The sequence below is a fragment of the Bacteroides sp. BFG-606 genome (genome assembly GCF_024788145.1).
In the GTDB taxonomy this organism is placed as follows: domain Bacteria; phylum Bacteroidota; class Bacteroidia; order Bacteroidales; family Bacteroidaceae; genus Bacteroides; species Bacteroides vicugnae.
On the sequence record NZ_JANUIL010000001.1, the window covers coordinates 2,286,215 to 2,312,422 of the forward strand.

Annotated in this window: 15 protein-coding genes and 1 pseudogene; 5 read left to right on the forward strand and 11 right to left on the reverse strand. The window is 46.5% G+C overall.

The genetic code is table 11. The features are described 5' to 3' along the window. The first annotated feature begins 5 nt into the window (after window positions 1–5). From NXV01_RS08175 to NXV01_RS08195, 5 genes and pseudogenes are all read left to right on the forward strand, one after another. Window positions 6–2,608: pseudogene (locus tag NXV01_RS08175) on the forward strand (DUF4962 domain-containing protein). Between the two features lie 158 nt (window positions 2,609–2,766). Next, window positions 2,767–3,531 (forward strand): hypothetical protein, encoded by a 765-nt coding sequence (locus NXV01_RS08180; RefSeq protein WP_259022137.1) that lies wholly within the window; start codon window positions 2,767–2,769, stop codon window positions 3,529–3,531. A gap of 35 nt (window positions 3,532–3,566) precedes the next feature. Then, complete coding sequence (locus NXV01_RS08185) at window positions 3,567–4,976, forward strand: alpha-L-fucosidase (RefSeq protein ID WP_217721408.1); 1,410 nt, start codon at window positions 3,567–3,569, stop codon at window positions 4,974–4,976. A gap of 18 nt (window positions 4,977–4,994) precedes the next feature. Beyond that, on the forward strand, window positions 4,995–6,395 hold the full coding sequence (locus NXV01_RS08190) for a sulfatase (protein WP_259022138.1): 1,401 nt from the start codon (window positions 4,995–4,997) through the stop codon (window positions 6,393–6,395). A gap of 42 nt (window positions 6,396–6,437) precedes the next feature. Next, window positions 6,438–9,206, forward strand: coding sequence for a DUF4962 domain-containing protein (locus NXV01_RS08195; protein ID WP_259022139.1), 2,769 nt, complete (start codon window positions 6,438–6,440; stop codon window positions 9,204–9,206). A 27-nt stretch (window positions 9,207–9,233) separates the two neighbouring features. Here the strand turns inward: NXV01_RS08195 and NXV01_RS08200 are convergent, their stop codons facing one another. From NXV01_RS08200 to NXV01_RS08250, 11 genes are all read right to left on the reverse strand, one after another. Next, complete coding sequence (locus NXV01_RS08200; RefSeq protein ID WP_259022140.1) at window positions 9,234–13,337, reverse strand: hybrid sensor histidine kinase/response regulator transcription factor; 4,104 nt, start codon at window positions 13,335–13,337, stop codon at window positions 9,234–9,236. Window positions 13,338–13,455: 118 nt separating this feature from the next. Further along, a complete protein-coding gene (locus tag NXV01_RS08205; protein ID WP_259022141.1) occupies window positions 13,456–14,673 on the reverse strand; it encodes a glycoside hydrolase family 88 protein in 1,218 nt (405 codons plus the stop codon). 150 nt (window positions 14,674–14,823) lie between these two features. After that, the gene (locus NXV01_RS08210; RefSeq protein WP_259022142.1) at window positions 14,824–15,351 is read right to left on the reverse strand and encodes a polysaccharide lyase beta-sandwich domain-containing protein; all 528 of its coding nucleotides are present in this window, start codon (window positions 15,349–15,351) and stop codon (window positions 14,824–14,826) included. Next, entirely contained in the window at window positions 15,344–16,591 is a 1,248-nt protein-coding gene (locus NXV01_RS08215; RefSeq protein ID WP_259022143.1) for a polysaccharide lyase family 8 super-sandwich domain-containing protein, read from the reverse strand. The genes NXV01_RS08210 and NXV01_RS08215 overlap by 8 nt, the downstream gene beginning before the upstream one ends. Continuing rightward, complete coding sequence (locus NXV01_RS08220) at window positions 16,546–17,739, reverse strand: hypothetical protein (protein WP_259022144.1); 1,194 nt, start codon at window positions 17,737–17,739, stop codon at window positions 16,546–16,548. The genes NXV01_RS08215 and NXV01_RS08220 overlap by 46 nt, the downstream gene beginning before the upstream one ends. A gap of 474 nt (window positions 17,740–18,213) precedes the next feature. Then, complete coding sequence (locus NXV01_RS08225; protein WP_259022145.1) at window positions 18,214–19,089, reverse strand: YesU family protein; 876 nt, start codon at window positions 19,087–19,089, stop codon at window positions 18,214–18,216. 9 nt (window positions 19,090–19,098) lie between these two features. After that, window positions 19,099–19,929: a DUF1961 family protein gene (locus NXV01_RS08230; RefSeq protein WP_229118797.1), complete on the reverse strand. Its 831-nt coding sequence runs from the start codon at window positions 19,927–19,929 to the stop codon at window positions 19,099–19,101. Between the two features lie 15 nt (window positions 19,930–19,944). After that, window positions 19,945–22,509 carry a DUF4962 domain-containing protein gene (locus tag NXV01_RS08235; RefSeq protein ID WP_409012924.1) on the reverse strand — a complete coding sequence of 855 codons (2,565 nt, stop codon included), beginning with the start codon at window positions 22,507–22,509 and terminating at the stop codon, window positions 19,945–19,947. A 149-nt stretch (window positions 22,510–22,658) separates the two neighbouring features. After that, window positions 22,659–24,329, reverse strand: a complete 1,671-nt coding sequence (locus tag NXV01_RS08240; protein ID WP_259022146.1) for a DUF6562 domain-containing protein — start codon at window positions 24,327–24,329, stop codon at window positions 22,659–22,661. Between the two features lie 30 nt (window positions 24,330–24,359). After that, the gene (locus NXV01_RS08245; protein WP_148366563.1) at window positions 24,360–25,409 is read right to left on the reverse strand and encodes a DUF6562 domain-containing protein; all 1,050 of its coding nucleotides are present in this window, start codon (window positions 25,407–25,409) and stop codon (window positions 24,360–24,362) included. A 12-nt stretch (window positions 25,410–25,421) separates the two neighbouring features. Next, entirely contained in the window at window positions 25,422–26,198 is a 777-nt protein-coding gene (locus NXV01_RS08250; protein WP_195648638.1) for a DUF3575 domain-containing protein, read from the reverse strand. Window positions 26,199–26,208 lie beyond the last annotated feature (10 nt).

Sequence of the window (26,208 nt, forward strand, 5' to 3'; positions counted from 1 at the left end):
TAACCATGAAACTTACTTTATATACTTTTACAATTTGTTTATTGGCATCCGGACTGTATGCTCAACAGTCGCCTGTTAATATCCGGCTGAAAGATGTCACTTTGATGCACGAAATGCGTGCTACTCCCTCGCCGTCGGACAAAGCAGTGGTTGCCGACCGTATCGTTTCTTTTCAATGGCCGTTGCAGGAAGGGCTTTATGTGGTAGAGAGCGGGCTGGACGGGCTGGATACTAAGCATAAGGTTGACAAGAGTAAAGTCCGTTATAGCTTGCGCTACTCTCAAGATCCCACTTTCAAGACCGGGGTGGTACAGGTGGAAACCCGTTGGCCTTTTTACAATCCGGAGAAAGACTTGACACCCGGCGTGTGGTACTGGCAATATGGCAACGTAAAGGATGGCAAGACAAAATGGGCTACGGTTCAGCAATTTACGGTTGAAACCAATCCTGACAAGTTCTGTCCGCCTTCCCTGAAAGAAGTCCTCGCCAAAGTTCCGCATGAACATCCCCGCGTCTGGCTTGATAAAAAAGAGTGGGAGCACTTTATCCGTCGTAGCATTTCCACTCCGGAACGCAAGATTTATATCTCGGCTGCCAACAAGGCGATGAAGACACCTATGAAGTCTATCAATGACGTCAACACCAAGCTGCTCGCAAATTTGAACAGCGAAATGGAGCGCAACGCAATGCTTACTCGTGAAAGTCGCCGTATTGTTGACAGAGAAGAGTCGAACCTGGATGTTATCATACGTGCTTATATGCTGACTAAAGAACGTCGCTATGCCGATGAAGCCATCAAGCGTATCAAGGAAATTATCACTTGGGGGAAAGTGATAATGTGAAAGGCGATTTTAATGACGCTACTTTCGTATCACTTGGCACATTGGCTTATGATGCTCTCTATGACCTTCTGGATGAAGATACCCGAAAAGACCTGCTTGCTTGCATCCGGAAGTATGGAAACAAGATGTATGACCATTATAATAATTATCTGGAAAATCATATCGCCGAGAATCACGTCTGGCAAATGACGCTCCGGATTCTTACAATGGCGGCCTTCACTGTTTACGGTGAACTGCCCGAGGCTGATACTTGGGTAGATTACTGCTATAACGTGTGGCTTGCCCGTTTCCCCGGTCTGAATAAGGATGGTGCATGGCATAATGGTGACTCTTATTTCACTGTAAACACACGTACATTGATAGAAGTTCCTTATTTTTACAGCAGGCTGACCGGATTTGATTTCTTCTCTGATCCCTGGTATCAAGGTTCGGTGTTGTACACTATCTATCAGCAACCCCCATTTTCAAAATCGGGCGGAAATGGTAGTTCCCATGAAAAGGTGTTAACGCCCAGAGGAGTAAGAGTCGGTTATGCGGATGCTGTCGCCCGGATGACAGGCAATACGTATGCTGCTGATTATGTGCGTACTATCCGGGCACGTCAGCCGAACATTTTGAATGAAGGCAGTACGTCCAAAGCAGGCGGACTGGCATGGTTCCGTTTGCAGTGTGACAAACCATTGCCTGTGGGGGCTGGTCTTGCCGACCTGCCTATGGGACACGTTTTCCCGCAATCCGGTCTGGCTTCATTCTCCACCCGTTTATCGCAGACAGAAAACAGTGCCATGATTAGTTTTCGTAGCAGTCCTTACGGTGGCACATCCCATGCACTGACCAATCAGAATGCGTTCAATACCTTTTGGGGCGGACAGTCGCTCTTTTATAGCTCAGGTCATGGTACTTCTTTTATTGATAAACATTCTGTTTATTGTTACCGTGCAACTCGTGCTCACAATACGATACTGGTTAATGGTATGGGACAGCGTATCGGTACCGAAGGTTACGGATGGATTCCCCGTCATTATATAAGTGAAAACATAGGTTATGTGGTAGGGGATGCGTCTAATGCATATGGAAAAGTAATCTCTCCGCTTTGGATAGAACGTGGCAAAGTTGCCGGGCTGGAATATACCCCTGAGAATGGTTGGGACGAAGTCGGACTGAAAACTTACCGCCGTCATATCGTGGAACTCGGAAAAACAGGTCTTACCTTTATCTATGACGAATTGGAAGCTGAACAGCCTGTCACTTGGAGTTACTTGCTGCATACGGTTACTAATCCGATGAATGTGGATAAAAGCAATCCGGATTGGGTACACGTACAGGCTACCAACAAAGAAGGAATCTCTGATGCTTACCTTTTTTCCACCGGAGTATTGAAAACCGATACGACCAGTCAATTCTTTACGCCTGCCGTCAATTGGCTGATTGCTGACGAGAAAGGTAATTTTAAAACGTACGCAAATCATTGGCATTTCACAGCTACGTCAGACAAGCAGAAAGTATATCGTTTTGCTACAATTATCGATACTCATGCCAAACTGACCCCCACCGCGCAGCCACGAATGTTGAAAGATGGCTGTATTGAGATAGGTGACTGGAATATCAAGGTTAATTTATCCTCTAAAGGTGCTCCCTCTTTCTTCGTTCGCAATACGAAGAAAGGTGAGAACGTAAGCATCGACTATAAAGGTAAAGCTACCATTGTCAAAGAAAACGGTACTGAAAAAGTCTTGGTTGATAAAGTACCCGAACTGGAAATCTAATCAGATAAAGACATTAAATATCAGGTAAAAACATTAAATATGAAAGCAATCAACTATATCCTACTAACTGCGATAGCACTTTCATTCAGTAGCTGTATGCAGCAACTTAAAGAAAAAAAGAAGCGGCGGGAACTATTCCGCAGAAAGCATATGAGTATATGACAACCGCACGGTTGACGGTCAGTGAAAGCAAACGTCTGATAGCTAAGGGTATTGCGGCAAATAAAGATGTCAAGGACAGATTGGAGAACGGCATTGTCATCATAACTTTGGGAACAACTAATACTTATCTTGCAGAAGAACTTGCCGGACTGTCAGCTCCCCGGGGGAGTTTCGTCACAGGACGAATCTTCCCGAGTTCGAAAGAAGATTTTGCTAGAGGGATGAAACGTCAGTCGGAAATAGTATTAATGAAAGGGAAGCCTGCTGACATATCTTATGCCGATGCTTTAGCACGTATGAATGCGAAGGACATCGTGTTTAAAGGTGCTAACATGGTGAACTACGCCAAACGTCAGGCAGCCGTATGTGTAGGAGCACCCGACGGAGGCACTGTAGCGAAGCTGCGCAAATACACAGATGAAGGTAAAGGACGCTGGATTGTGCCGGTAGGCCTCGAAAAAGAAACAACGCAAGACCTGTTTGAAATTCAGAAGATAACAAATGGTGATATACAACGCGGTAAGGGTACAGTGCGTCTCAATGTAACGCAAGGCAATATCTATACTGAAATCGAAGCCATGAAAGAATTTGCCGATGTAGATGTTCACGTCACGGCGAAAGGTGGTGTGGACGGTGCTGAAGGTGGCGTGTCATTACTAATTTGCGGCACAAAAGCAGAAGTTGAGAAAGCGGAAAATATCGTGAAGCAATTGCAGGGCGAACCTGCTTTTATAGAAAGCGTTTCTGACTCAAAGAACTAAAATATCTATTACTAATGCAATAACAAGAATTATTTATGAAAAAAGTTTTATCACTCGTTGCGTGTATCGGTCTGTCGCTGGCACTGAATGCGCAAAACAAAAAAGTTTTCGGAACGAAAGACGGAGAACTGATACACGAAAGTTCGGAAAGCTATGAATGGCCTACGGATGCGAAAGTACTGGAAAAACTGGATAAATGGCAAGACGTGAAATTCGGTATCATGTACCACTGGGGCATTTACTCAGTGCCGGGTATTACGGAATCATGGTTGCTTTGTTCGGAAGACCGCTTTACCAAGCGCAGAGAGAGAGTAGCTCCGGACAAACCTTACGACGAATTTAAAAAATGGTACTGGGGATTGGCGGATTCATTCAATCCGGTCAAGTTCGAACCTTCCCGTTGGGCAGACATTGCGGCAGATGCCGGATGCAAATACCTTGTCTTCACCACTAAGCATCATGATGGATTCTGTATGTACGACTCTAAATACACGGATTACGGCATTACAAAAGGGCCGTATAAGAATGGAAAATACAGTGATGTCACCAAGCACCTGTTCGATGCTTTCCGGCAGAAAGGTTTCATGATTGGTACTTACTTTTCCAAACCGGATTGGCATCACAAAGATTATTGGGATCCGTTTTGGGCTACTCCCACACGTAACGTAAACTATGACGTAAAGAAATACCATAAGAAATGGGCGAACTTCCAGAAGTTTACCGCCAACCAGATTGACGAACTGATGAGCAATTACGGCAATGTCGACATTTTGTGGCTTGATGGAGGATGGGTGCGTAAACCGGAACAGGATATCAAGATGGATGAAATCGTAGACAAAGCACGCCGGAAACAACCGGGTCTTATCGTGGCGGACAGAACCGTGCCGGGACGTAACGAGAACTACCAGACACCGGAACGTGTCATTCCTGAAAAACAGATAAACAACCCCTGGGAAACTTGTATCCCTTTGGCTAAAACTTGGGGCTGGAGTCCGGACTCTGAATACAAATCCTGTTCATGGGTAATCAATATGCTGGCTGAAATTGTAGCCAAAGGCGGAAACCTGGCATTGAACATCGGACCTACTCCGGAAGGAGAGATTGAGCAAGGCGCTATCGACCGCTTGAAAGAAGTTGGTGATTGGTTGAAGCAGAATGGTGCGGCTATCTACGCCACCCGTACTACACCAAACTATAACTGCGGTAAAGTATGGTTTACTGCCAATAAAGACGGTAAAACATTATATGCCATCTACGCCCTGCCCGAAAAAGAGACATTGCCTGCCACCATTGAGTGGGAAGGTAACGAGCCGACAGGCAGAATGACTCTGTTGCAAAACGGCAAGAGCGTGAAGTATTCCTGTAAGGATGGCAAGGTGACTGTTACTCTGCCCAAAGGGTTGAAGAATGAACCGTTAGCCTTTAGCTTTAAAGTAAAAAAATGATAGTTTACAGTAAGTTTTATGAATAATTTATCAGTCTTATGTTTGGCTGTTGCAGGATTATCCGCCTGCAACGGTTCAAACTCAAAATCATCTGAAACAGCGAATGCTTCTTCAAGAAGCAACGCTGCAGAAAAGCCCAACATCGTTATTATACTGACTGACGACCAAGGCTATGGAGACATGAAGTGTTACGGCAACTCTCGTTTGCAAACTCCCAATCTGGACCAACTGGCGGCGGAGGGTATCCGTTTCACTAACTTTTATGCAGGTGCGGCAGCCTCCACTCCATCGCGTGCCGCCTTACTGACAGGGCGATATGCCGAACGGGCAGGCTTACAGGGAGTTGTAGACGACCTGTCCGTAAACGGATTGGAAAGCGATGAATTTACCCTTGCCGACTACCTGAAACAGAATAATTATGCTACCGGCATTTTCGGCAAATGGCATTTGGGATGTCTTCCCGAACACCTACCGCTCCGACACGGTTTCAATGAGTTTTTCGGTTTGCCTTATTCCAATGATATGTGGCCTTTCCATCCTCAGCCGGGACATCCGTACCGGGCATTGCCGCTTTACGACAATGAGCGCGTGGTGGAATATAATCCTACAGTGAATCACATGACTACCCGTATCACAGAACGTGCAACGGCATTCATTGACAAGCATAAGAATGAACCTTTCCTGCTTTATGTTCCTTATACACAGCCTCATGTTCCTCTGGGCGTATCGGATAAGTTCAAAGGAAAATCCGGAGAAGGGCTATATGCTGATGTAATTATGGAGATAGACTGGTCGGTAGGTGAAATAATGAAAACATTGAAAGAAAACGGTTTGGACGATAATACCCTGGTATTGTTTACATCCGACAACGGTCCGTGGCTGAGTTACGGCAATCACGGCGGTTCTACAGGCGGACTTCGTGAGGGAAAAGGTACCACTTTTGAAGGTGGGCAGCGTGTGCCGTTCATAGCCCGGATGCCCGGTCGTATTCCGGCAGGTAAAGTTTCCGAGCAGTTCCTGTCGGCTTTGGACATTACCCCTACCATTGTAGAACTGACCGGTTCACAAATGCCGCGGATGAACGAGTTCGATGGTGAGAACGTATGGATGACACTTACCGGACAAGCACAGAGTCATAAACCGTTTTACTTCTTATATGACGGTAAAGTAGAAGCGGTGAGAGACGGGAAATGGAAATGTGTGGCTCCTCACGAATATCGCATCGTGACAGAACCGGGCAAGGATGGTCTGCCGGGCGTGCAGCTTGCAAGGGGAGGCAAAACCGGTCTTGCGCTTTTCGATTTGGAGAAAGACCCCGAAGAGACTGTAGATTTGGTTGGGCAATATCCGGAGATAGCACAAAAAATGGCTGCCATGATGAATGATTTTCAGGTAAAGATGGCGGAATGTATTCAATAAATATAAAAAAGAATTTATAGCAGATAGATAGTTAAGAGTATCATGAAGAATAAAATCAAAGTATGGCTTGGCGCAACGGTGGCGGTAATGTCCGTTTCCGTGCAGTCAGTATTCGCGCAGTCGGATGGAACGGTTCAGCAGGTATTCAGCGGTTTCCATCGGTTTGCCGACGGTTTCAAGGTGAATGAAGAGGAGGCGGATGATAGTAAGAGTGGCATTACCCCATTGACTATGGGATGCATCCGGCAAAAGGGAAACCGGGAGTTTCCTTACCCGGTGAAGGGGCACGAGGTTATCACCAATCCGCCGGTTTTCACTTGGCCGATGGCTGATTACGAGTATCCTAAAGTCTTTCCTGTAAAAAAAGTAAGCGGAAAAACGGATCGCTGTTTGCAGTATGACTTCCAAATGGGACGTACAAGAAACTTTTCAGATAAAGATGTACTTACCCGTACAGGGTTGAAACTGGCCTTTTATAATAACCACAAGCCTCTCAAACCGGGTACGTGGTATTGGCGCTATCGGGTGTCAGGGAAATCCTGGTCGAAGGTATACGAAGTGAATATCCCCGAAAATCTTCCTAAATTTCAGTCACCGAATGCCGAAGAAGCATATGATATGATACCGGAGAAGCATCCTCGTATTTTCGGAGAGGCCATATCCGGCAAAGTGCTGACAGCCGATCAGAAACAATTAAGGGCATCTTACCGGAGAGCTGCGAATGCGGCTTTGAATAAAGAGGTGGCGAGTTATAAGGTGAAAGGCGACCCCATACCTGCAACGGCTTCTGAAGTAGAACGAAAGCAAATCATGCAATTCCGTTTGAGATACGAAGTAGAAGGAATCAATAGAGATATTGAACATTTGTTGAATGGCTATCGGCTGATTTCGAACAAGGAATATCTCGATAAAGCTGTAGCCTTGGCAGATTACATCGCGGCAAAAGAACCGGCTGCAATGTATGCGGCTGCCGACTTTACGGGCGCCAAGTCCATGTCCGCCTTGAGTATGACCTATGACGTGGCCTATGCCTATCTGAACGAACAACAGAAAAAGAATTATAAGCACTTCATCACGACCGTCATAGGGCTGATTATAGACGATGCCATGCAGGAAAATGTCGGGTCGGCGGATGGCATACTATGCGCCCATTTCTTTCAGCATACCTTTTATAACGCATTTACTTCCGCTATCGTCATGAAAGGCCATGATGTACAGGCAGAGAAGTGGTTCGGTATGCTTTATGACATCTGGTTATCACGTTCACCGGGCGGCGGCTTCTTGTCGGACGGTGTCTGGCCTAACGGAAACATGGGCTATATCCATGTGAATATGGAATCGATGGTGAATAACTTCATCTTGTTTCGTAATCTTTTCAACGTGAATATCTTCAAGCATCCATGGTATGCCAATTGTGCCAATGCATTGGCTTACACGATGCCTGTACATTCTGCCGGTGACGGCTTCGGTGACGGGAGCGACAAGGTCTATGAAGTAAACCGGCTCCGGGCAGAGTTTGCATACATTCTGGGGCAAGAGTTGAATAATCCGTTTGCTATCCATTACGCTTATGAGCTGTCCGGCCAATCGCCTGCCGCTCCATTCGCTTTTAAGAAAACGGACTTTGACACCTATCGTTTGCAGCATCGTCCGCGGAAGGTAGAGGCTGTGAATCTGGCGAACATTCCCCAGTCTGCCGTATTTCCTCAAACCGGTATCGTCGTCATGAATACCGATGTGCTGAATGCTTCGGACAATCTGTTTGTCTCGTTCCGCAGTTCACCTTTCGGATCCGGTTCTCACGGAATGGCAGAGCAAAACAGTTTCAATGTGTCCTACAAAGGAAAACCGATATTTTATCCTACAGGATATAAAGTGACGACACAAGACAAGCATTACTTGCTGGCACACAAGCATAGCCGGGCGCGTAATACCATTACCGTAGACGGAAAGACGCAGGCCTATTCGCATAGCGGTTACGGATGGATTGCCCGTTATCTGGACGGCAACGATATTACCTATGCTTTGGGCGATGCTTCAAACGCATATATACCTTTTGACCAAAGTGCCCTCAACTGGACTACTGTGTTGAAGAATGCACAGGCTTACACCTCCGAAAACGGTTTTATACTGGATGATAATGATAATCCGCAAGTCCGTAAATTCCGTCGTCACTTGGTGATGTTGCGTCCTAATATCATCGTACTATATGATGAACTGGAAGCGGAAAAAGAAGTAACCTGGACTTTTCAGCTTAATGGGCTTGAACGTGCAGGCATGAAGATTGGCGATGCCGGGAATTCACTGATAGCCGATACGGATAATTGTGATGTGCTTGCCCGGATTTTCGGAAGTTCCGAATTGACTACTTCCCTGGTTGATACGTCGTACGTCAAACCGTTCGACTGGCTGAACCCGCAGCGTGGAAGAAAAGCAATCGAGTTTGAAAAAAATCAATATCACGGTAAATTCGAGAACGTCCGTAAATGCAAGGATATGAGATTCCTGGCAGTTATTCAGGTAGACGAATCCAACTCCATGTCATTTGCTGATGCGAAGCCGGATGCAGATAACACAATTGTCATCGGCAACTATCGTATCAAAGCGCAGATGGACACCAGTCAGGAAGCCCGTCTGGAAATTGAAAACAAGACGACGGGAGAATACCTGCTTTATGGCCCTGCCAACGGAGCAGTAAAAGCGAAAGGACGGAAGTTCTCGCATAGCACTTTATTGATTAATAAGACTTCCGGTTGTCAGGAGACAATCGACCGTTACCCTTTGATGGTACCTTGTCAGAAAGGATATTAAAAATGAAACAGGAGAGAGGGCTGAATATTATTCAGCCTCTCTCTTTCCTTGGTTTTTCACATAGTCGGAAGGCAGACAACCCATGTGTTTCTTGAAACTGGTAGAGAAATAGGAGGGCGAGCTAAAGCCGACCTTGTTACTGATTTCGGAAATCGAATACCTTCCTTCCAGCAATAATTTGCAGGCTTTATTAAAACGGATACGACGGATAAAGTTAGCCGGCGGTTCCCCTGATATCGAGTTCATCTTGAGGTACAAGGAAGAACGGCTCATGCAAAGTTTCTCCGCCAAATCATCCGCCGTGAAATTTTCATCGTCAATATTTTCCTCGACTATCTGTATCGCTTTGCTCATAAACTCTTCATCCAGCGCATTGGACGTTATTTTCGCCGTATCAATGTCAATCGTGTTGGAATAGTAGTGCCTCAACCGCTGCTTTGCTTTCAGTATATTACTGATTTTACCTTTTAGCAGACTCATCGAGAAAGGTTTGGGGATATAGTCATCCGCACCGGTCTGGATACCGGTTGTCTGGGCTTCGATACTACCTTTGGCCGATAAGAGAATGACAGGAATATGGCAGGTCTGCATATTCTTTTTTATCAGTTCGCACAACTTTATCCCGTCAATACCCGGCATCATGACATCGGACAATACAATGTCCACTTTCTGTTCTTTCAGGATGGCCAGTGCCTCTTCCCCGTTTCCGGCGGTCAATGTGATGTATTTGGATTTAAAGTTATTCTTCAAATAGTCCACCATCTCTTTATTATCATCCACCAGCAGGATTGTTTCTGTAATCTCATCCGATGACTCATTTTCCGTCGGTGCGGCAGATTGCTCTATTGCCCGGAACTCTCCGTCCTCCACCATTGTTTCAGTGGCTAATGAAGCCGTTTGTAGTTCGGGGATATGCTGTTCATGTGGGTTCTCTATTTCTTCCGGAGCATATACTGACAGATCGGACGGCAACTCGATACGGAATTCACTGCCTTGGTTCGGCTTACTCTCCACACTGATACTTCCGTGATGCTTTTCGACCAGGCATTTGACTAATGAAAGTCCGATTCCGCTTCCCTTCCTGCCTTCGCTCGCCTGATAGAAACGCTCGAAGATGCGTGCTAATTTCTCCGGCGCGATTCCGACGCCGGTATCTTTGACCGTGAATCCGAAACAATTCTCTTTCTTCCAGACAGAGAGCGTTATCTCTCCACCGTCCGGAGTGAATTTGAACGCATTGGAAAGTAGGTTGGTTAGTATCATCTCCACATATGTTCTGTCTATCGGGAGCAGGCTCGCATCCAGTTCCGACCGGTACTGATAGGCAATGTTTCTTTTTTGCGCGTTCTCCTTGAACATCGTAAAGACATTTCCGGCCAGTTCATCCACGTTATTCATGGCAACATGAATGGGAAGCGCTCCCGACTCTGCCCTTCTGAAATCCAGTAACTGGTTGACAAGGTGAAGTAATTTGCGTCCGTTTCTGTACACATACGAAAGTTTCTGCTGAATCCGGTCGTCAAACTTATTCTTCTCTTCTACCAGTTCTTCCAGAGGAGCCAATATTAAGCTCAACGGAGTACGCAGTTCGTGGGACATATTGATGTAGAAGCGTACTTTCTCTTGGCTGATTTCTTCAATCTTATTGCGTTCCAGATGTTCAATCTGCATCTGCATTTTCATCTTCGCGCGGGCAATGAAGAAATAGAAGATGAAAGTAAGTCCGCCCAATGTAAATAAGACATAGAGCATCTTTGCCCACCATGTCTGATACCACATAGGAGTGATATGTACAAAGAATTCGGTCGGAGTAATACTCCAGCGGCCATTGTTGTTGCAGGCTTTTACCTTGAATACATATTTCCCCGGCGGCAGATTGGAATAGGCGACACCTCTCGACGGAACAATCTGCCTCGAATAAATCCAGTCCTCATCAAATCCTTCCAGTTTGTAGGCAAACAGATTCCGTCTGCCGGAAAGATAATTGATTACGGAGAAATGGACGCTGAATAACTTGCGGTTGGAAGGAAAGGACATTCCTAATAGTTTCCCGTCATCTGCCTGGAAAAACTTGGAAACGCCATCTTTTATTTTTGCCACAGGCTGGTTCTGGATGCTGGCTCCCGTAATGACAGCATTCGGAGAATACGGATTGTCTACAAACTCATACGGATTGAAATAGGTAATTCCTTGCAGGCTTCCCAGAAAGAAGATGCCGTCCTTGGTCTTACACGCTCCGTAAGTGTTAAACTGCCCGTGGCTCAATCCGTCTTGTACGGTATAATTGAGGAACGTCTCTTCGGCAGGGTCAAAACAGGATAAACCTCGGTTGGTCGTGAGCCAGAGCCGTCCCCGTCCGTCTTCCAGTATGCCATAGATGAAATTGTTAGGCAATCCGTTCTGTGTAGAATAGCGGACTTGCTGTCCGACACTTCCGTCATCCGACTTATACAGGCCGTCGGAGGAGCCTATCCAGATACGATGATTGCTGTCTTCCTGTATGCAGAAAGCCTGTATCAGAGCCGGAACGCCGGATGTGCCGTCTTTCCATTCTTCCAGTTTGCCGTTGGCATATACGAACAAGCTTTCTTCCGTTCCAATCCATATCCGGTTTGCCGAATCGCGGTATAGGACGGATATGAGGATGGAGTTCAGCCGGGGATATTCTTGTGCCAGAGGATGCAGGGATAGCTGCCCGGTCTTTTTATCGAAACGGTACAATCCGATGATGGAACCTACCCAAAGTGTTCCGTCCTGTCCGTCCAGTAAAGAGTAACAACTGTTGCTGAAAGAGACAGCTTCGGGGAAAGTATAGTTCTCAATTTGCTTGGTGCGGGCGGATAAATAACTCAATCCACCGCCGTGGCTTCCTATATAAATGCCGTCCGCGTCGGGCAATACACATTTGATATTGTCCGATTGCAATGCGCGGGCGTTGTGATGATTGGCCCGGTAAACCGAGAAATGGTTGTTCTTACGGTCATACTCGTTCAGCCCGCCATCGTTGGTTCCTATCCAGAGATTGCCGGTATGCGGGTCTTCGACGATGCAACTGACCGTGTTGTCGCTGATGGAATTTTTGTAGGCTGAATAAACTAACGTCCCGAATGCCGGAGCCATGGGATGATGATAGTTCAGTCCGCCATAGAAAGTACCTACCCACATTCCTCCCTGATTATCTTTTAGAATGGAACGTACAGAGTTATGTCCCAATGAATTTTGATCCTCATGGGAGAAGGCGTGTCTCTGTATTTTTTCGGTTTCAGGTTCCAATATGAATAAGGCATTTATGGTACCGATCCAGATTCTTCCCTTGTCATCCTGTGCCAATGTGCGGACGGCCTTTTCAGCTAGTTGCTGCGGGCTTTTGTCATAATAATGTTTCTTTATCCGGAATTTTTCATCTATGCAATAGACTCCGTTGGTCAGCGACCCCAGCCAGCTGACCTGTTTTCTCGGGTCGTGGAGAATGGACGAGAACACTTCTTCTTTCAATTCCGGAAGCAGTTGCACGGCAGAATTGTCATGGGGATGGTAATGGTAGAGACCGGATGAAGTTCCAAGCAACACTTCATCTTTTATTTTACAAATGGAATAAACGTTGACTTTCCGCAGAAGGGGATGCAGGTTCATGTACCCCGTTTTTTTATCAAAGACAACAAGCCCGCTATTGGTTCCCAATAAGAGCTGGTTCTTGTCGTTCAGGTCTTCTATGGCGAATATTTGTATGGGTAATTTTCCGGGTAAGTAGAAATTGGTGAAGTTGTTTCCTACAATGTTATATCTGGATAGTCCGGTTAAAGTGCCTACCCATACAGTACCTTCTGCGTCGGTACAGAGTGAGTAAACATGATTGTTGGATAAACTGGTGCTGTCGTTCAGATTCTTGTAGAGGAGAGCGAAACGGTATCCGTCATACCAGTTCAGACCATCCATGGTTCCCACCCAGATTTTACCGTTATGGTCTTGCGTGAGGGCGAGAACCGTATTTTGCGACATTCCGTTATTGACCGACAGACGCCGGAAATGAATGTGTTCCGATCCGCCGGTCGCCGCATGGCAGAACGAAACGGATAGTAAACAGAGGAAGAGGCCGGAGATGAGGCTTGTTTGCAAATATCGGTTTCTCATGTGTGCTGAATGATAAATGTGAATACTACAAATGTAAGGTAAAGATAATCATCTTTCATTCAATAGCCAAATATACTTTCGGATTATTCATCTCACATTTCCAGCCTATTCGATGTTTTTACTTCTGTTCCATGGATGGGTTGATTTGTTTTAAGTAGCGCAGCAACCCTTCCACATAGTAGTAGTCGGCGTATGACAATCCACCTTCCAGTTCGCTGTTTCGGAGATAATTCCCGATAGCCTGCTTTATAATAAAGAAAGAATGTTTTCCCGGTTTGGCGAGATACGCATCGGAAGAGAGACTTTTCAGCATTTTTTCTCCGGTTTTGAAGTAGCCTTTATGGGGAGAGTAGGTGCTTAGCTCAATGAACGCCGATGCCATCACGGAAGCGGCGGAAGCATCCCGTATCGTTGAAACCTGGCTGCCGGAATAGTCCCAATAAGGAATTCCGTCTGCCGGCAGGTTGGGATGCTGTATGAGAAAGTCGGCGATATGTTCGGCATGGCGCAGGTATTTCGGGTTCTTTGTTTCCCTGTACATCATCGTGAACCCATAAAGTCCCCATGCCTGTCCGCGTGCCCAGGTCGAAACACGGACATCATCGGAGCCGTTGTTCCAGTCGAATTTGCGGACTTCGCCCGTTTCCGCATCATAGTCTACCACATGGGGGCATGAATAGTTTTCGCGGTATTGGCATTTCATTGTTTTGTCGGCATGGGAAAGGGCGATGTGGCGCAATGTGGTGTCTCCGGATAATTTATAGGCTTCCATCAGTAATTCCAGATTCATCATGTTGTCGATAATAACCGGGAACTGCCAGTCACGTGTGCTGTCTTCTTCCCAAGACATGATAAGCCCTGTCTTGTATGAATAGCGTGAACTTAAAGTCTTGGCAGAACGGAAAATAATTTTGCTATAGTCCGGATTCCGGGTCAGCCGCCATCCGTTACCGTAGCTGCAATACATTTTGAAACCTATGTCGTGGTCGAAAGCATTGAACTGTTCCATTTCCAGTAAGGCAGTGGCACGTTCGGCACGCGCTTTCCATTCTTCTTTTCCGGTATATTCGTACACATACCACAACATTCCCGGAAAAAAGCCGCTGGTCCAGTCGGTCGGACTTACCATTCCCCGTTGGATGGAACGGGGAAGGCAAGATGTTTTTTCTACTTTGGCAGACATCTTCTGTGCCTGTTTCTCAATCACGGAAAAAGCGTGTTGAACCCATTGCGGAACCTTCTTTCCCGGTTCGGCGGCAAAACTCTGCGAGTTTCCGCAGAAACAGGCGGTCAGGAGTAGAAGAATAAGTATATTTCTTTTTTGAAGTGATTTCATATCTCAACCAATGATGATAAGTGCATCTTCTTATGATGCTGGTGTATTATATTGAAAACGATTTATTTAGGAATAGTAACTACAATCGGGGTTGCCGCATATAAGTCGGACTGATAATTGTACTGTTTCTCATCTCTGATGTCCGGCAGCTCAACCACCACCTTTGCACCCCCCTTTATCCGGAGAAACAGTCACGGTTTCTCCTTCCAGCGGATAAACACCTTTTGTCCGGTAGGTATAAGTGCCTGCCGCCAGAGGAGTGCTGACACGGAAAGTCAGTCTCTGTTTTTTGCCGTCCGGCATCGGATTGGAAGCAGATAAAGTCCAACTGTCACCGTTATCGCGCAGCATGATTAATGCCACATCGTCGGAAGTCACTTCAGTCTTTCCTGCGGAAATCGTTCCGGGCTTGAAGAAAGCATATTGCCAGGTCTTGTCGGCAGCGGAATATACCGCATGGGCGGAAGCCGTGTTTTCTACGGTCGTAATCTCTTTTTGCAGGTTTGCCACGCGGGCTTTCATCCCCTCTTTGCCGATATTGGGTATCAGGTAATAGGCATAACTATCATCCAGACCGCTTCCCGGAGTGACTCCGTGATTGAGGGCGATAATAAAGTTAGGCTGTTTGTCGGCTATTGCCCGGTCGGTGATATTGATTTCTTTTCCGGTTTTAATCACCAGTTGCAGCCTCTTTTTCGGCAGAATGATATATCCCTTTCTCTCCTTGGTGAAGCCAGCAGACAGATTCTATATTTTCGGTGATATTCACCGATTCACCCGGATTCACAGTTTGCTCTTTACTGTTGACGCACCAGGTCAGTTCGCGGTTGAAGGCAGACTGGTCGAGGAATGTGGTGATATCCTTTCCCTGTCCCGGACGGAGACGGGAGATGCCGCTTCCCAGTGCGATGATTTTATCCTCGATGAAATGGTACGTTTTGAATGCGGTTGAGGAACTGTATTTCTCTTTCGGCAGATGGTGGTAGATTCCCATACCCGTTTTGCCGTCGGCCAGTACACCGGATATTTTGTTTAATCCGGGCAAAGAAGCCTGTGCGCCACCTTCGGCGGGCAGGGCGTCGGTACGCCATTCTTCCGTCAGTCCCGGCACGGCGTGCCAGTCATAATTCTTCAAAACGCGGCTGGCGTATTCATCTCCGCGTACTTTAAGTTGCAGGATGCCATATCCCAGATGCCAGGACTTGCGTACCTTGCTGAAATCTTCGGCTCCTACCGTACGTTCCGATTTCAGTTTCAGGGACGCATAGAACGCAGGTTCGTTTTCGCCCTGGCGGTGCACGAGATATTCATTCACCCAATAAGCATCCGTACCCGAATATTCATGAGTATTCGCTTTGATTGCTTTGATTACTGTCTGCAATTCTTCCACTCCACTCAATTGGGTATCTTTGCTTCGGGCTTTCAGCATTTCATTGACCGCTCTGGGATAGCTCTTGGTTGCAAATCCTTTCAAATCGTCCAGATAAGAACGTCCGGCGACGAGGAAGTCCATGTGCTGCTTATAGATTAACTTGGGATATACATTCAATAAATGGTCTAACTGGAACTGATACTGCGGGGCAGCTACTTTGAAGGGCGTGTTCTTGAAATATTGGTATCCCACGTTGCAATCCGTCAGCCATTCAAAGCCGTAGGCTACCATAGCTGCGTCAGTAGCACGGCCAATGTGGTGGGATATGGTGCCATCCGGTTGAAATCCCGACTGGATATACTTGTGTGCGGGAATATTGTATTTCGTCATCCATCGGCTGACGTCGGCTATCACTCCTTGCGGACTCCATCCGGGAGAGAAACTGAAATTCTTGAAAGGCTTATCCTTATAGAAGTCGCTATACCAGTATTGTACGTACGTCAGCGGACGGTTGTAGTCCGCCCAGATAAGCGGGAGAGCCAACATGGTGCGCGAGCGATGTCCCAGATTGGCATCTGTCCACGCTCCGGATGAATAAAGAGTATCCTGTATTTCCCCCAGCGTTCTTTGGGGTTGTCAATAGCTCTGCGCCCCTTTATGATGGACATAAATAACTGATTATAACGTACCAGTGCATTATGCACTTTGAGGCAGGTCTCGTCATTTTCCTGCATCCCTTTCAGAATGTCAGGCATAAGGTAGAGTGCAGGCACCACCAACGGGTCTGTCAGCACCCACTGATGAGTCGGTATCTGAACGCCCGACAGCTTGTTGGCTTGAAGCAGGCTGAAAGCGTCGCCGGTGCAATTGCCGATAGGCTTCCCGTTTATTTCCACCTCTTTCCCTTCCACTGGAACAGACAGGGTATAGGCTAATATTGCTTTGTATAAAGCATCGCGCAATTCTTTCCTTTTCTCCGGCAAACCTTCCGGACCATAGACTTTCGATGTGGCATACGCATAGCCGAGTCCTCCAATCCGGTTGGCTACTTTTTCCCAGTCATATTCAATGGTTTTTGTGTTGAGATGGTCGTTCTTAGGATTGAATTCCGCTTTATAATCCTGTGGACGGGCAGTATAACATCTGAATCCGCTGAAACGTCCGTTATTCTTTTCTAATTCATCTATTATCTCCGCTACTTCTTTGTCTGAGTATTTCATCCGGCCATACAAGCGGCTGTTGCCGATGGCATGGGGAAGGTAGCGGTCGTATAATAACGTCCATAAAGTGCTTTTAGCGATATGAACCGTAATATCGAATTTCTCTATTTCCCTGTTCCCGTCTTTCAGGGCGATTGTCATGGGATAGGAGATGGCTTTGGGGCCGGTCTTTTTCTTTTTGTCAACGCTCAATATTCCCATGATACGCTGGGATAAATCGTAGCGGGTTTCTATCTTGAACAGTGCTTCCGCAGGCTGTGTGACAATCTCGAACTTATATCCCTTGGGGATAGGAGAAGTCAGTACATCTTTATTCCTTTCCAGATGAATGCGTCCGGTAACTTCCGTTCCTTCCGGGCTATTGACAGGAATATCAAAATAAGTGGCAAACACTTTTTCCTGTGCGTATGCCTGAAAACTGATGCATGAACAGATGAAACATGCAATTAAAAAAGGTAGAAAATCTTTTTTCATGGTATTGTGTTATTTAATTCTTTAACGCTGATTATGCTTATCATGGGGGCAAAGATAGGTAACTGGACATTAAATGACTTTCAGATTCTATTTAAAGAATTTCATTTTCTGACAATAAGCTGTAAAAGACGAAATCAAAACTGATTCTGATTCATTCTGGTTTTATAATTCACTTTTGCTTTTCACAAGTTTCACCAATCCGTAAGTTGTAGTATGACAGATGTATACTGTGATTTAAGGCTCTCTTTTTAGCCTTTCACACCCTTCACTCTGTTCACACTTTTAAGAAAGAAGTCCCGGTTAAGACAAAAGTGTAGGTGCTTCCTTAATCTGAAAGGACATAAGAAAGCGAATACGATTGAATACCGGGTGGAAACAGGTAAGATGGGGTTAGCCAAATGCAGTCGGCCACATAGCTGACAGTAGTTGGCTGAATAGACAACTCTACTTGACCACATAGCCGACTGGAGTTGGCTATTGATAGATTGTGATAATCCGTATATTGTCATACGCTCCTTTCGCACAAGCCATTAGTCTGAATCCCCAGTTGTTGCCTTTCAATGGTTCCTTGTCTTTATAGGAGAAACTTTCTTTTCCATTAATCAGAAAGCGTATGGTTCCGTCGATTCTTTCCACCCGGCAATGGCTGGTTGTACGCCAGTCTTCCGAAGTAACTACATCTGTTCCTTGGGCAATCATGACTTTGCCCGGAGCCCGGCGCAAATTGGCTTTCCGGCGTGACTGATGAAAGAATGAAAGGCGGTAGGTTTTCATGTCATACATCAGTTCTTCGCCCAGACCGTAGCGTGCGGGCAGGGAAGGAGCAAAGATGCTTTCTTCTTTCAGTCCGGAAGCACAAAACAGAACCATGTGCAAGGGGGCGGGCGAAAGGGGAGTGAAATCAAATTCGATGGCGAAGTTTTCGGCTGTTTTGATTTTCCGGTTCCAGATATTGAAGTGTCCGCCTGTAAATATCGCTTCTTCCTTTCCCCGCAGGAAATACCTGGCGATGTCTTTTCCATATTTGGCTTTCATTGCCGTATAGAGATAGGGGTTGTATTCTTCCATGATGTTATCTTCGGAGATTACTCCGGCTTTCATCAAAGAGTCCATAAGCGGGAAATACAGAGGTTCCAAAATCAGTTTCCCGTTTTCTATGGATGCTTTGCCCTCTCCTTCCACCAACCAGTCGGCAAGCTCTTCTTCCGTATCGAACGTGTAGGTCGCGGATACGGTTTCTTTCGGATTTATGGCTTCTTTCGGATTTACGGCTTCCTTCGGAATTTGCGCATGAATGCTGCTATAAGCGAGCAGTAAAAGCAGCCATATAAATGTCTGTCTGATATGCATAAGGATACCTTATTTAATTGTGAGTACTTTAATATTGTCATACGCTCCTTTGGCACAAGCCATTAGTCTGAATCCCCAGTTGTCGCCTTTCAACGGCTGCTCGTCCTTGAAGGAGAAACTTTCTTTTCCGTTTATCAGGAATCGCACTGTCCCATCGATTCTTTCCACCCGGCAACGGCTGGTTGTCGTCCAGTCTTCCGAAACCACCACATCTGCTCCCTGCGCAACCATAATCTTGCCGGGGGCACGGCGCAAGTTAGCCTTCCGGCGTGATTTATGGAAGAATGAGACGCGATACATTGCCATGTCGTACATCGTTTCGTCTTCCACTCCGTAGCGTGCGGGCAGGGAAGCATCGAAAACGCTTTCTCCTTCCAAGCCGGAGCCGCAGAACATCAGCATGTGCAAGGGAGCGGGTGAAAGCGGGGTGAAATCAAATTCGATGGCAAAGTTATCGGATGTCCGGATGCGGCGGTTCCATACGTTGAAATGTCCGCCCATGAATACGGGCTTTCCTTTTCCTAAAAGAAAATAGTTTCTGACGTCCTTTCCGTATTTGGCTTTCATGGCTGCATAGAGATAGGGCTCGTATTCTTTCATGCGGTTGTCGTCGGAGATAGCTCCGGCTTTCATCAACGTTTCCATAAGTGGAAAGAACAGAGGTTCCAGAATCAGCTTTCCGTTTTCGATATACGCTTTGCCTTCTCCTTCCACCAGCCAGTCGGCAATTTCTTCTTCGTTGTCGAAAGTGTAAAAAGCCGATATGGTTTCTTTGGAGCTTTGAGAGTAAGCGCCGCAATAAGCGAACAGTAGAATTAGAAAGATAGATACTTGTTTCATATTCATAATAGTCAATTAGGGATTTGTTTTATGTTCATAGTCGACAGCCCGTGTGGAAGCCGGGATATAATCCGTTTGTTCCGTCACGCCATATCTGCCGTTCGATTGGTCGTAGAGTAAAGAAGAACGGGGAGACTTCCGGAGATACATACTTCCGTCGATGACCGGGTTGTCTGCCGAATAGCTGAATAGCGCGCTGTTTGTCCGGTTGGTGACTATCAGTTCGGCCGGTTGGGAGGGACTTAGGACGGCTTGGATGCTCCAGTCGTCACATTGGAAACTGTCTCCGGTACGTACGATTGCCGGAGTCTGTTCCGAATCCGGCGTAATCTGAATAATAGTCAGGATACGGTTTTGGGCGCAAGGACTGTAGGTTGCAGTCAGATGCCATTGGGCAGGAGCGGGGGTGGCAGGCGGTACAACAAACTGGTCGGTTTGCGAGTATTCAAAAGAAGAATTGCTGAATTGCCGAACAACGGTTTTGAATCCTTTCGTCGTGTTTTCGGTGACACTCATGTTCCTGTCCTTGTCTAGTTGGAATTGCGTGGGGCTGTGCAGGAGCCAGTCCCAGCGGACAGCTTCGGAAGCCTCCAGTTCGTCGTAGATGACTACGGTATAAGGATGCAGCAACAACAGGTGGCGCAGGTATTTGGTAAGCGGAGTTTTGCCGAATCCGTTTTCCGGGGTTTGGGTGATGCCTGCGGCTGCAAAGGCGGTCACCCACATCGGGTCGTCGCTGATGCCGCTATAAGCGTGGGAGGCATCTCCGAGACAATAGGAAATGTGGTCGCCGCCCATGGCACGGGTGATGTTGCCGTATCCTTTCAAGGAATAAGGCTGGCCGATGCCGTTGACTAAAATAGTGTTGTGGGCGCGGGTATGGCGGTAAGACATCAAGTTGTGCGCGTCGCTGAAGTTCTGGTAGTATCCGCTGCTGCGGTACACATCCACTCCTTTGTAAAGGAGATTGAAACTGTTTTGATTGGCTACCGTATGGCTGCCCGAAGCAAAGGTGCTGGAACGGAAGCCGATAGCCATATCCTGTTCCGGATTCGCCAGATGGGTATGTATGGCAACTTCTCCCGCATCTTTATACCAGATGAGCTTGGGAGTGTTCGATGGCAGTTCGGTGACATAGCTTTGAGTGCGTACCATGCGGTAGAGCCTGAACTCATAGTCTTGCTGTACCAACTCCTTGCATTGGCCGGCATACCAGCCCGAATACGGGTCGGCGTTCTCTTTAGCCAGAAAGTCGGCAAAAGCGGCTAATACCCGGCTCGGCTCTTCTCCGCTCTCGCTTCCGTCACCGAATCCGATGCTTTTGGAGTGGGGTGGACTGGTATAGACCAGTGCTTTCCCTGCGTTCAGATACCACGGATGTTTCAGGAAATCACTTCGCGTGATGTGCGAGAAGAGGGAAGGAATATAATACAGTGTCTTTATGTTGGTGGCGATATAGCCCGTTCCGTTATGCCATATTCCGTCCCGGTTGAACCCCGAAGCCGGTGCGCGGGCACTCCATATTTCATAATAGTATTCCAGCATCGGGAGAATTTCGTCCGCATAGGCTGCTTTATCGTAAAGGATGAAGCAAGCCTGGAACAATATGCGCATATTGTGTTGCCAGAAGTGGTTATCGAAAATATGGTTTTCCTGTCTTCCGCAGTTTGATTGGAAATAGTAGCGCGAAACACGCATCAACAGTTCTTCAATTCCGAGCTTTTCTTCCGGAGCCAGTTCGTTGTAGAGTAAGTCGTAGATTTCGATAAAGCTGATGGCGATATCCGTAGCGCCGAAATTACTGGCAAACAGTTGGGAGTCCGATACGGGATATGCCAGCAGAATGGTCAGTATCTCGTGCAGTTTGTCTGCATATTTTTTGTCTTGTATCAGGTGATAGGCTTGATACAGATGTTGGACGGAGTTTTTTATTTGGGCGGCTGCGTCGTAAGGGTTGGGAAGAAGAGAGTAATCCGTGCCCAATGCCGTTTGTGCACGGCCTGTTAATTGTTTGTATTCGGGATGCGACTTGACATTACGCCGTGCCTGTTCCAGTCCGTTGTCGAGAAAACAGAACAGGCGGGGGTGAGTGCGGGGAGCATTCTTGAGCAATGTCTCAAAGGTAGGAGTTACGAATTTGGGCGTTTCGTCTTTTACTTCAAAAGAGTAGGTTTCGCTCCATGCCTGTTCGGTTCCGTCATTGCCGACAGAGCGGAAACGCCAGTACCATGTACCGCTTTTGAGTATCCGGTGCGCATTGTACATACACCATTGCCGGGGAGTGGATACAGTGGTTTCTGTATCAGGAAAGTCTTTCGACTGTGAAAAGGCAAATTGAAGTTTGTCTCCGGTCTTCATGGCTTGGGGCACGATGAACGGAGCGGGATTGATGTAGAGTTCATTGTCCGCTTTAGGATAGGGCTTTTCCCGTGTCTTGTCGTGTAAGGCATCGGGAGATTCTCCCGGCTGTTCCGTTCCCGTGTCTGTCGGTTCGGGAAGTGCATCGTCGCTGCAAGCAGTGCCTAAAAACAGGCAGGCAAGCATGAAGAAAAGAGTGCTGAAGCGGAGAGTTGTTTTCATAAGGATGAATTAAATAAAAGATTGATTGGGAGATAAAGAGGAAATAAAACGAAATTAAATAGCAAATAAAGAGGAAAAGCCGATAAGCAAGGCTAGCAGGGGATGCCTTGCTTATCTTGGCTCTTCTATTGTGTTTCGCTTTTGGCTGTTTATTCCAAGATAGTGAGGATAGGACGGATTTGTCCTTGCACACCGGCTTTTTGCGGATCTGAATTAAATATTGCCTGCGTTCTGGTATTGGTATCTAATACACCGTCGGTTAACGTTACAGGGGTAATTGTTTTATTACTGATACTGCTGGAAAGTAAGTAACGTGCAGATGTAGTGTGAACAAACTGGTTGGCACCCTCTATGGCATTTACGGCTTCAACGAATACATTGTTGGCTGGAGTTTCCTCGAAACCGTGATATTTAATCATTGTTTCTTTTAACTCTTCGATAGAAGGTATATACCATCCACTGGACTTTTCGGGAGTGGCTGTTTTTTCTTTGAATGCGATAAAGTCGAGAAGTAGTGGATAAGAGGTACTGTTGTCTGTATAGCGACTGTCCGCTAAAAAGGCTTTCGTATTTTCATAGCCTGTTTTTACCAATTCCATACCGGTGAAATCAATTGTACCATTCATAGCTTTATCACAGAATTCTTTACGTGTATTGCTCGGCGCGCTTTCCAAAGCCATCACATATCCTTTGATACGGGTATATTCACCATAATTGCTTGCTTCATCGCCGTTTATAGCTTTAGTGGCAAATACAACTCCGATACATGGGTTTTCGGCATCCGTCCTCAGTTCCGAAGAATATTCACCGTTCTTATAATAGTAATCACCAATTTTCGGGTCGATAGTCGGTTCTGTCGGTTCAACGTCTCCTCCGTCTATATCCGGATTCCAATCACCGAAATCAGTATCAATCTGTCCGTTGTTTTGTGATTCGGCTACAAGGTATCCTCTTACCAGTGTGCGTGTGTTCTTTTTCACCGGCACATTGGCGGGAATGGCGACTGTACGGCCACCGTCGGTAGTTACAAAAGTCAGTCCGATTTCTCCCAGAGCGTCGTTGTCTGCAAAGATATAGCATGAGAAGAGTCTTAAATCAAATCCTTCTCCTTCTTGTTCTCCTGTGCCGATAGGAGCAGTAGCCGGAAGAACGGCTTCCACTGTTTCCGTAGAAATCTTACCTGTCGATACATCGAATCCGCCAGGAATTTCCTGACTGATACTGACAGAAGTACATTTAGCGAAATTCTCCTTACTCTTGTCCGATACAATCAGTTTGGCAAACGGACGAATCAATGTGACACTAAGCGGATTCTCTAACGTTGCCTGACTTTTCTCGAAAGTTCCGTTGCCGGAGAATGCGTCACACGCATCGGTGTTATAAAGCAAAGCCGGATCTTTGATTGTAATCTTTGTAAGGTCTTCCGTGTTATAAAACTTGTCGGTGTAGCGGCCTGTCACAGGATCTTTTTCCTGTCCGTTGGCTTCAATAAAGTCAGCCCACATCTTGTAGTTGTACGTACCAGCTTCTTCAAGGGCAAAAGTAAAGGAGAGTTTACCATCCGCATTGCCTTCAGTTCCCAGTTTCTCTTCTCTATACACCCGGTCACCGTTTTCATTCGTTATTTCGAGGATGCAACGCAGGTAATGTCCGTCTGCTGACGGAACGGTACGTGTTTGGGCAAATTCCTTCGGTAGTTCGGCGGAGATATTGACCAGCTTGTTCCGGCTGTCCGAAGTAGTTGGGTCATTCTCCTGATTACATGAGGCGAATAATCCCATGAATAGCATAATCGCTAAATAGGCAAAGTTCTTTTTCATAATGGTAATGATTAAAGTGTATAATAATTATTAGTTGTTTTTTACAATAGGAGTTACATCTATGATGATGTCCTCGTCGTTGAAATCAGGGTCGAAACTGATACCCGGACTGGCTGTCAGGAAATATCCCCGGATGTTTGTTTCTTTGTTCCGTTGATAAGGGATTTTCAGATTCTGGTAACGGGCTACCACGGTTTTACTCTCATTCGTTATCTCGATAGTCACCGGGATGGACGATACGGATTCATTGTTGATAAGCAGATAGTCGAAACCGATGTTGAACTCTTCTTTGTTTTCCTCTTTCTGGAGAGTTGCCAGGTCAACCGTCTTATTGTACTCTATATATTGCAAAGAGTTTTTCAGTCTGCCGGTGAACACATCAAACCCTGTGGGCAGATAGTAGTTGTATTTGACAGTCATGGTAAATCTTTTTCCGGTGATTTCCTTGTCGGTCACTTTCTTCAGGAATTTGGCTACATCCGTTGCTATCAGGTTGTACGATGCCATCGGACGAAGCATCTTGACATCTACGGGAACGGTTACGTTCCACTGGTCGCGATAGGCACTCAAATCCAATGGGGTATTTCCGTAGAAAGCGTCGTGGTATCGGGAGTTTCCCTTGTAGGGTGTGGCACGTAGTATGAATGCCATGTCCGTTGCATCATAGAAAGTCTGATAAGTTTCCTCTTCCGGCTTTTCCACATAGTCTGCCCATACGGCAAGCTGATACTTACGGGCATGTAACTTCATGCTAAGCGGGATATTGACAGTTGTTTCACCGCTCTGCATCTCCTGATAGATAACCTGACCGGCTACTTTTTGCGAGCCTTCGTAAACGGCAACGACAAAACGATGCAAGTAGGTGGTGGCTGCCGCGCGTGTACCGCGATTCACATTTACGGGGTCAAACGACGTTTCCAGTGTCAGGTTCGTCATGATGTTGACAGCGGTGGGGTCTACTCCGAGTTCACCGTCGGCCGTCAATTCCGGTTCTTCATAAAGGCAACTGCTTACGAAAACCGACAGTAACAGCAAACAGCCCAACGTGCGGATAATGGATATATAGGTATTCTTTTTCATAATCAAACAGACTTAAAAATGATAGGACAGTGATAGACCGAGACGGGTGATTCCCCAGTAATTCCGGCTTTTTGTTTCAATCAGAGCACCGTTGTCTATATTATAATAGGTATTATACTTCATGTTGGCATAGCCGGCTCCCAAGGTAAATTCCGCTCCCCAATGTTTGGAAAAAGGGAGTTTGTATCCGTAGCTGACACCTGCGCCCAATAACGGACGCCCCGTGTTCTGATAACGGTTTTCGTCCCATTTCACGTTGAACAATGCCATGTGTGCGTGTACACCGAAGAAATGGCCTGTCCCTGCTTTTTCCAACCACCAGCGTCCTTCCGGTTGAACGGCAAAAGTACGGACTGCGTGTTTGTCACTGATGTCCCAGCCGCTGAACATGACGGGAAGCTCTACGGAAATATGCTCGCTGCATTGTATCTCGAAAGCCAGATTCGGCACGGCGATTGCATCATAAGCAATATTGGTCTTGAACGCCCGGTAGCGTTCGGAAGTTTTCTTCGGATGAGGCTTCTTTTTAGGCTTGGCTGCCGTTTCTTTCCGCTCCTTCCCGATGGCTTTGACTGCTTGGGTCTTTGCTGTCTCCACTTTTCCCGTTTCCGCATTGGGTTTGAACACAATTTCTTTCTCGCTTGCGGAAGTCTGTATGCGCGGACGTTTACCTTCCTGTTTCTGTGGATGCTGCGGATGTTGCAGTTCTTCGGAAGGAGAACCGGCTATGGCTGTCATGGAGCAGAACAGCAGCAGGAATCCTTGTACTAAGTATCTTTTTGTTTTCATATGTTTCTTA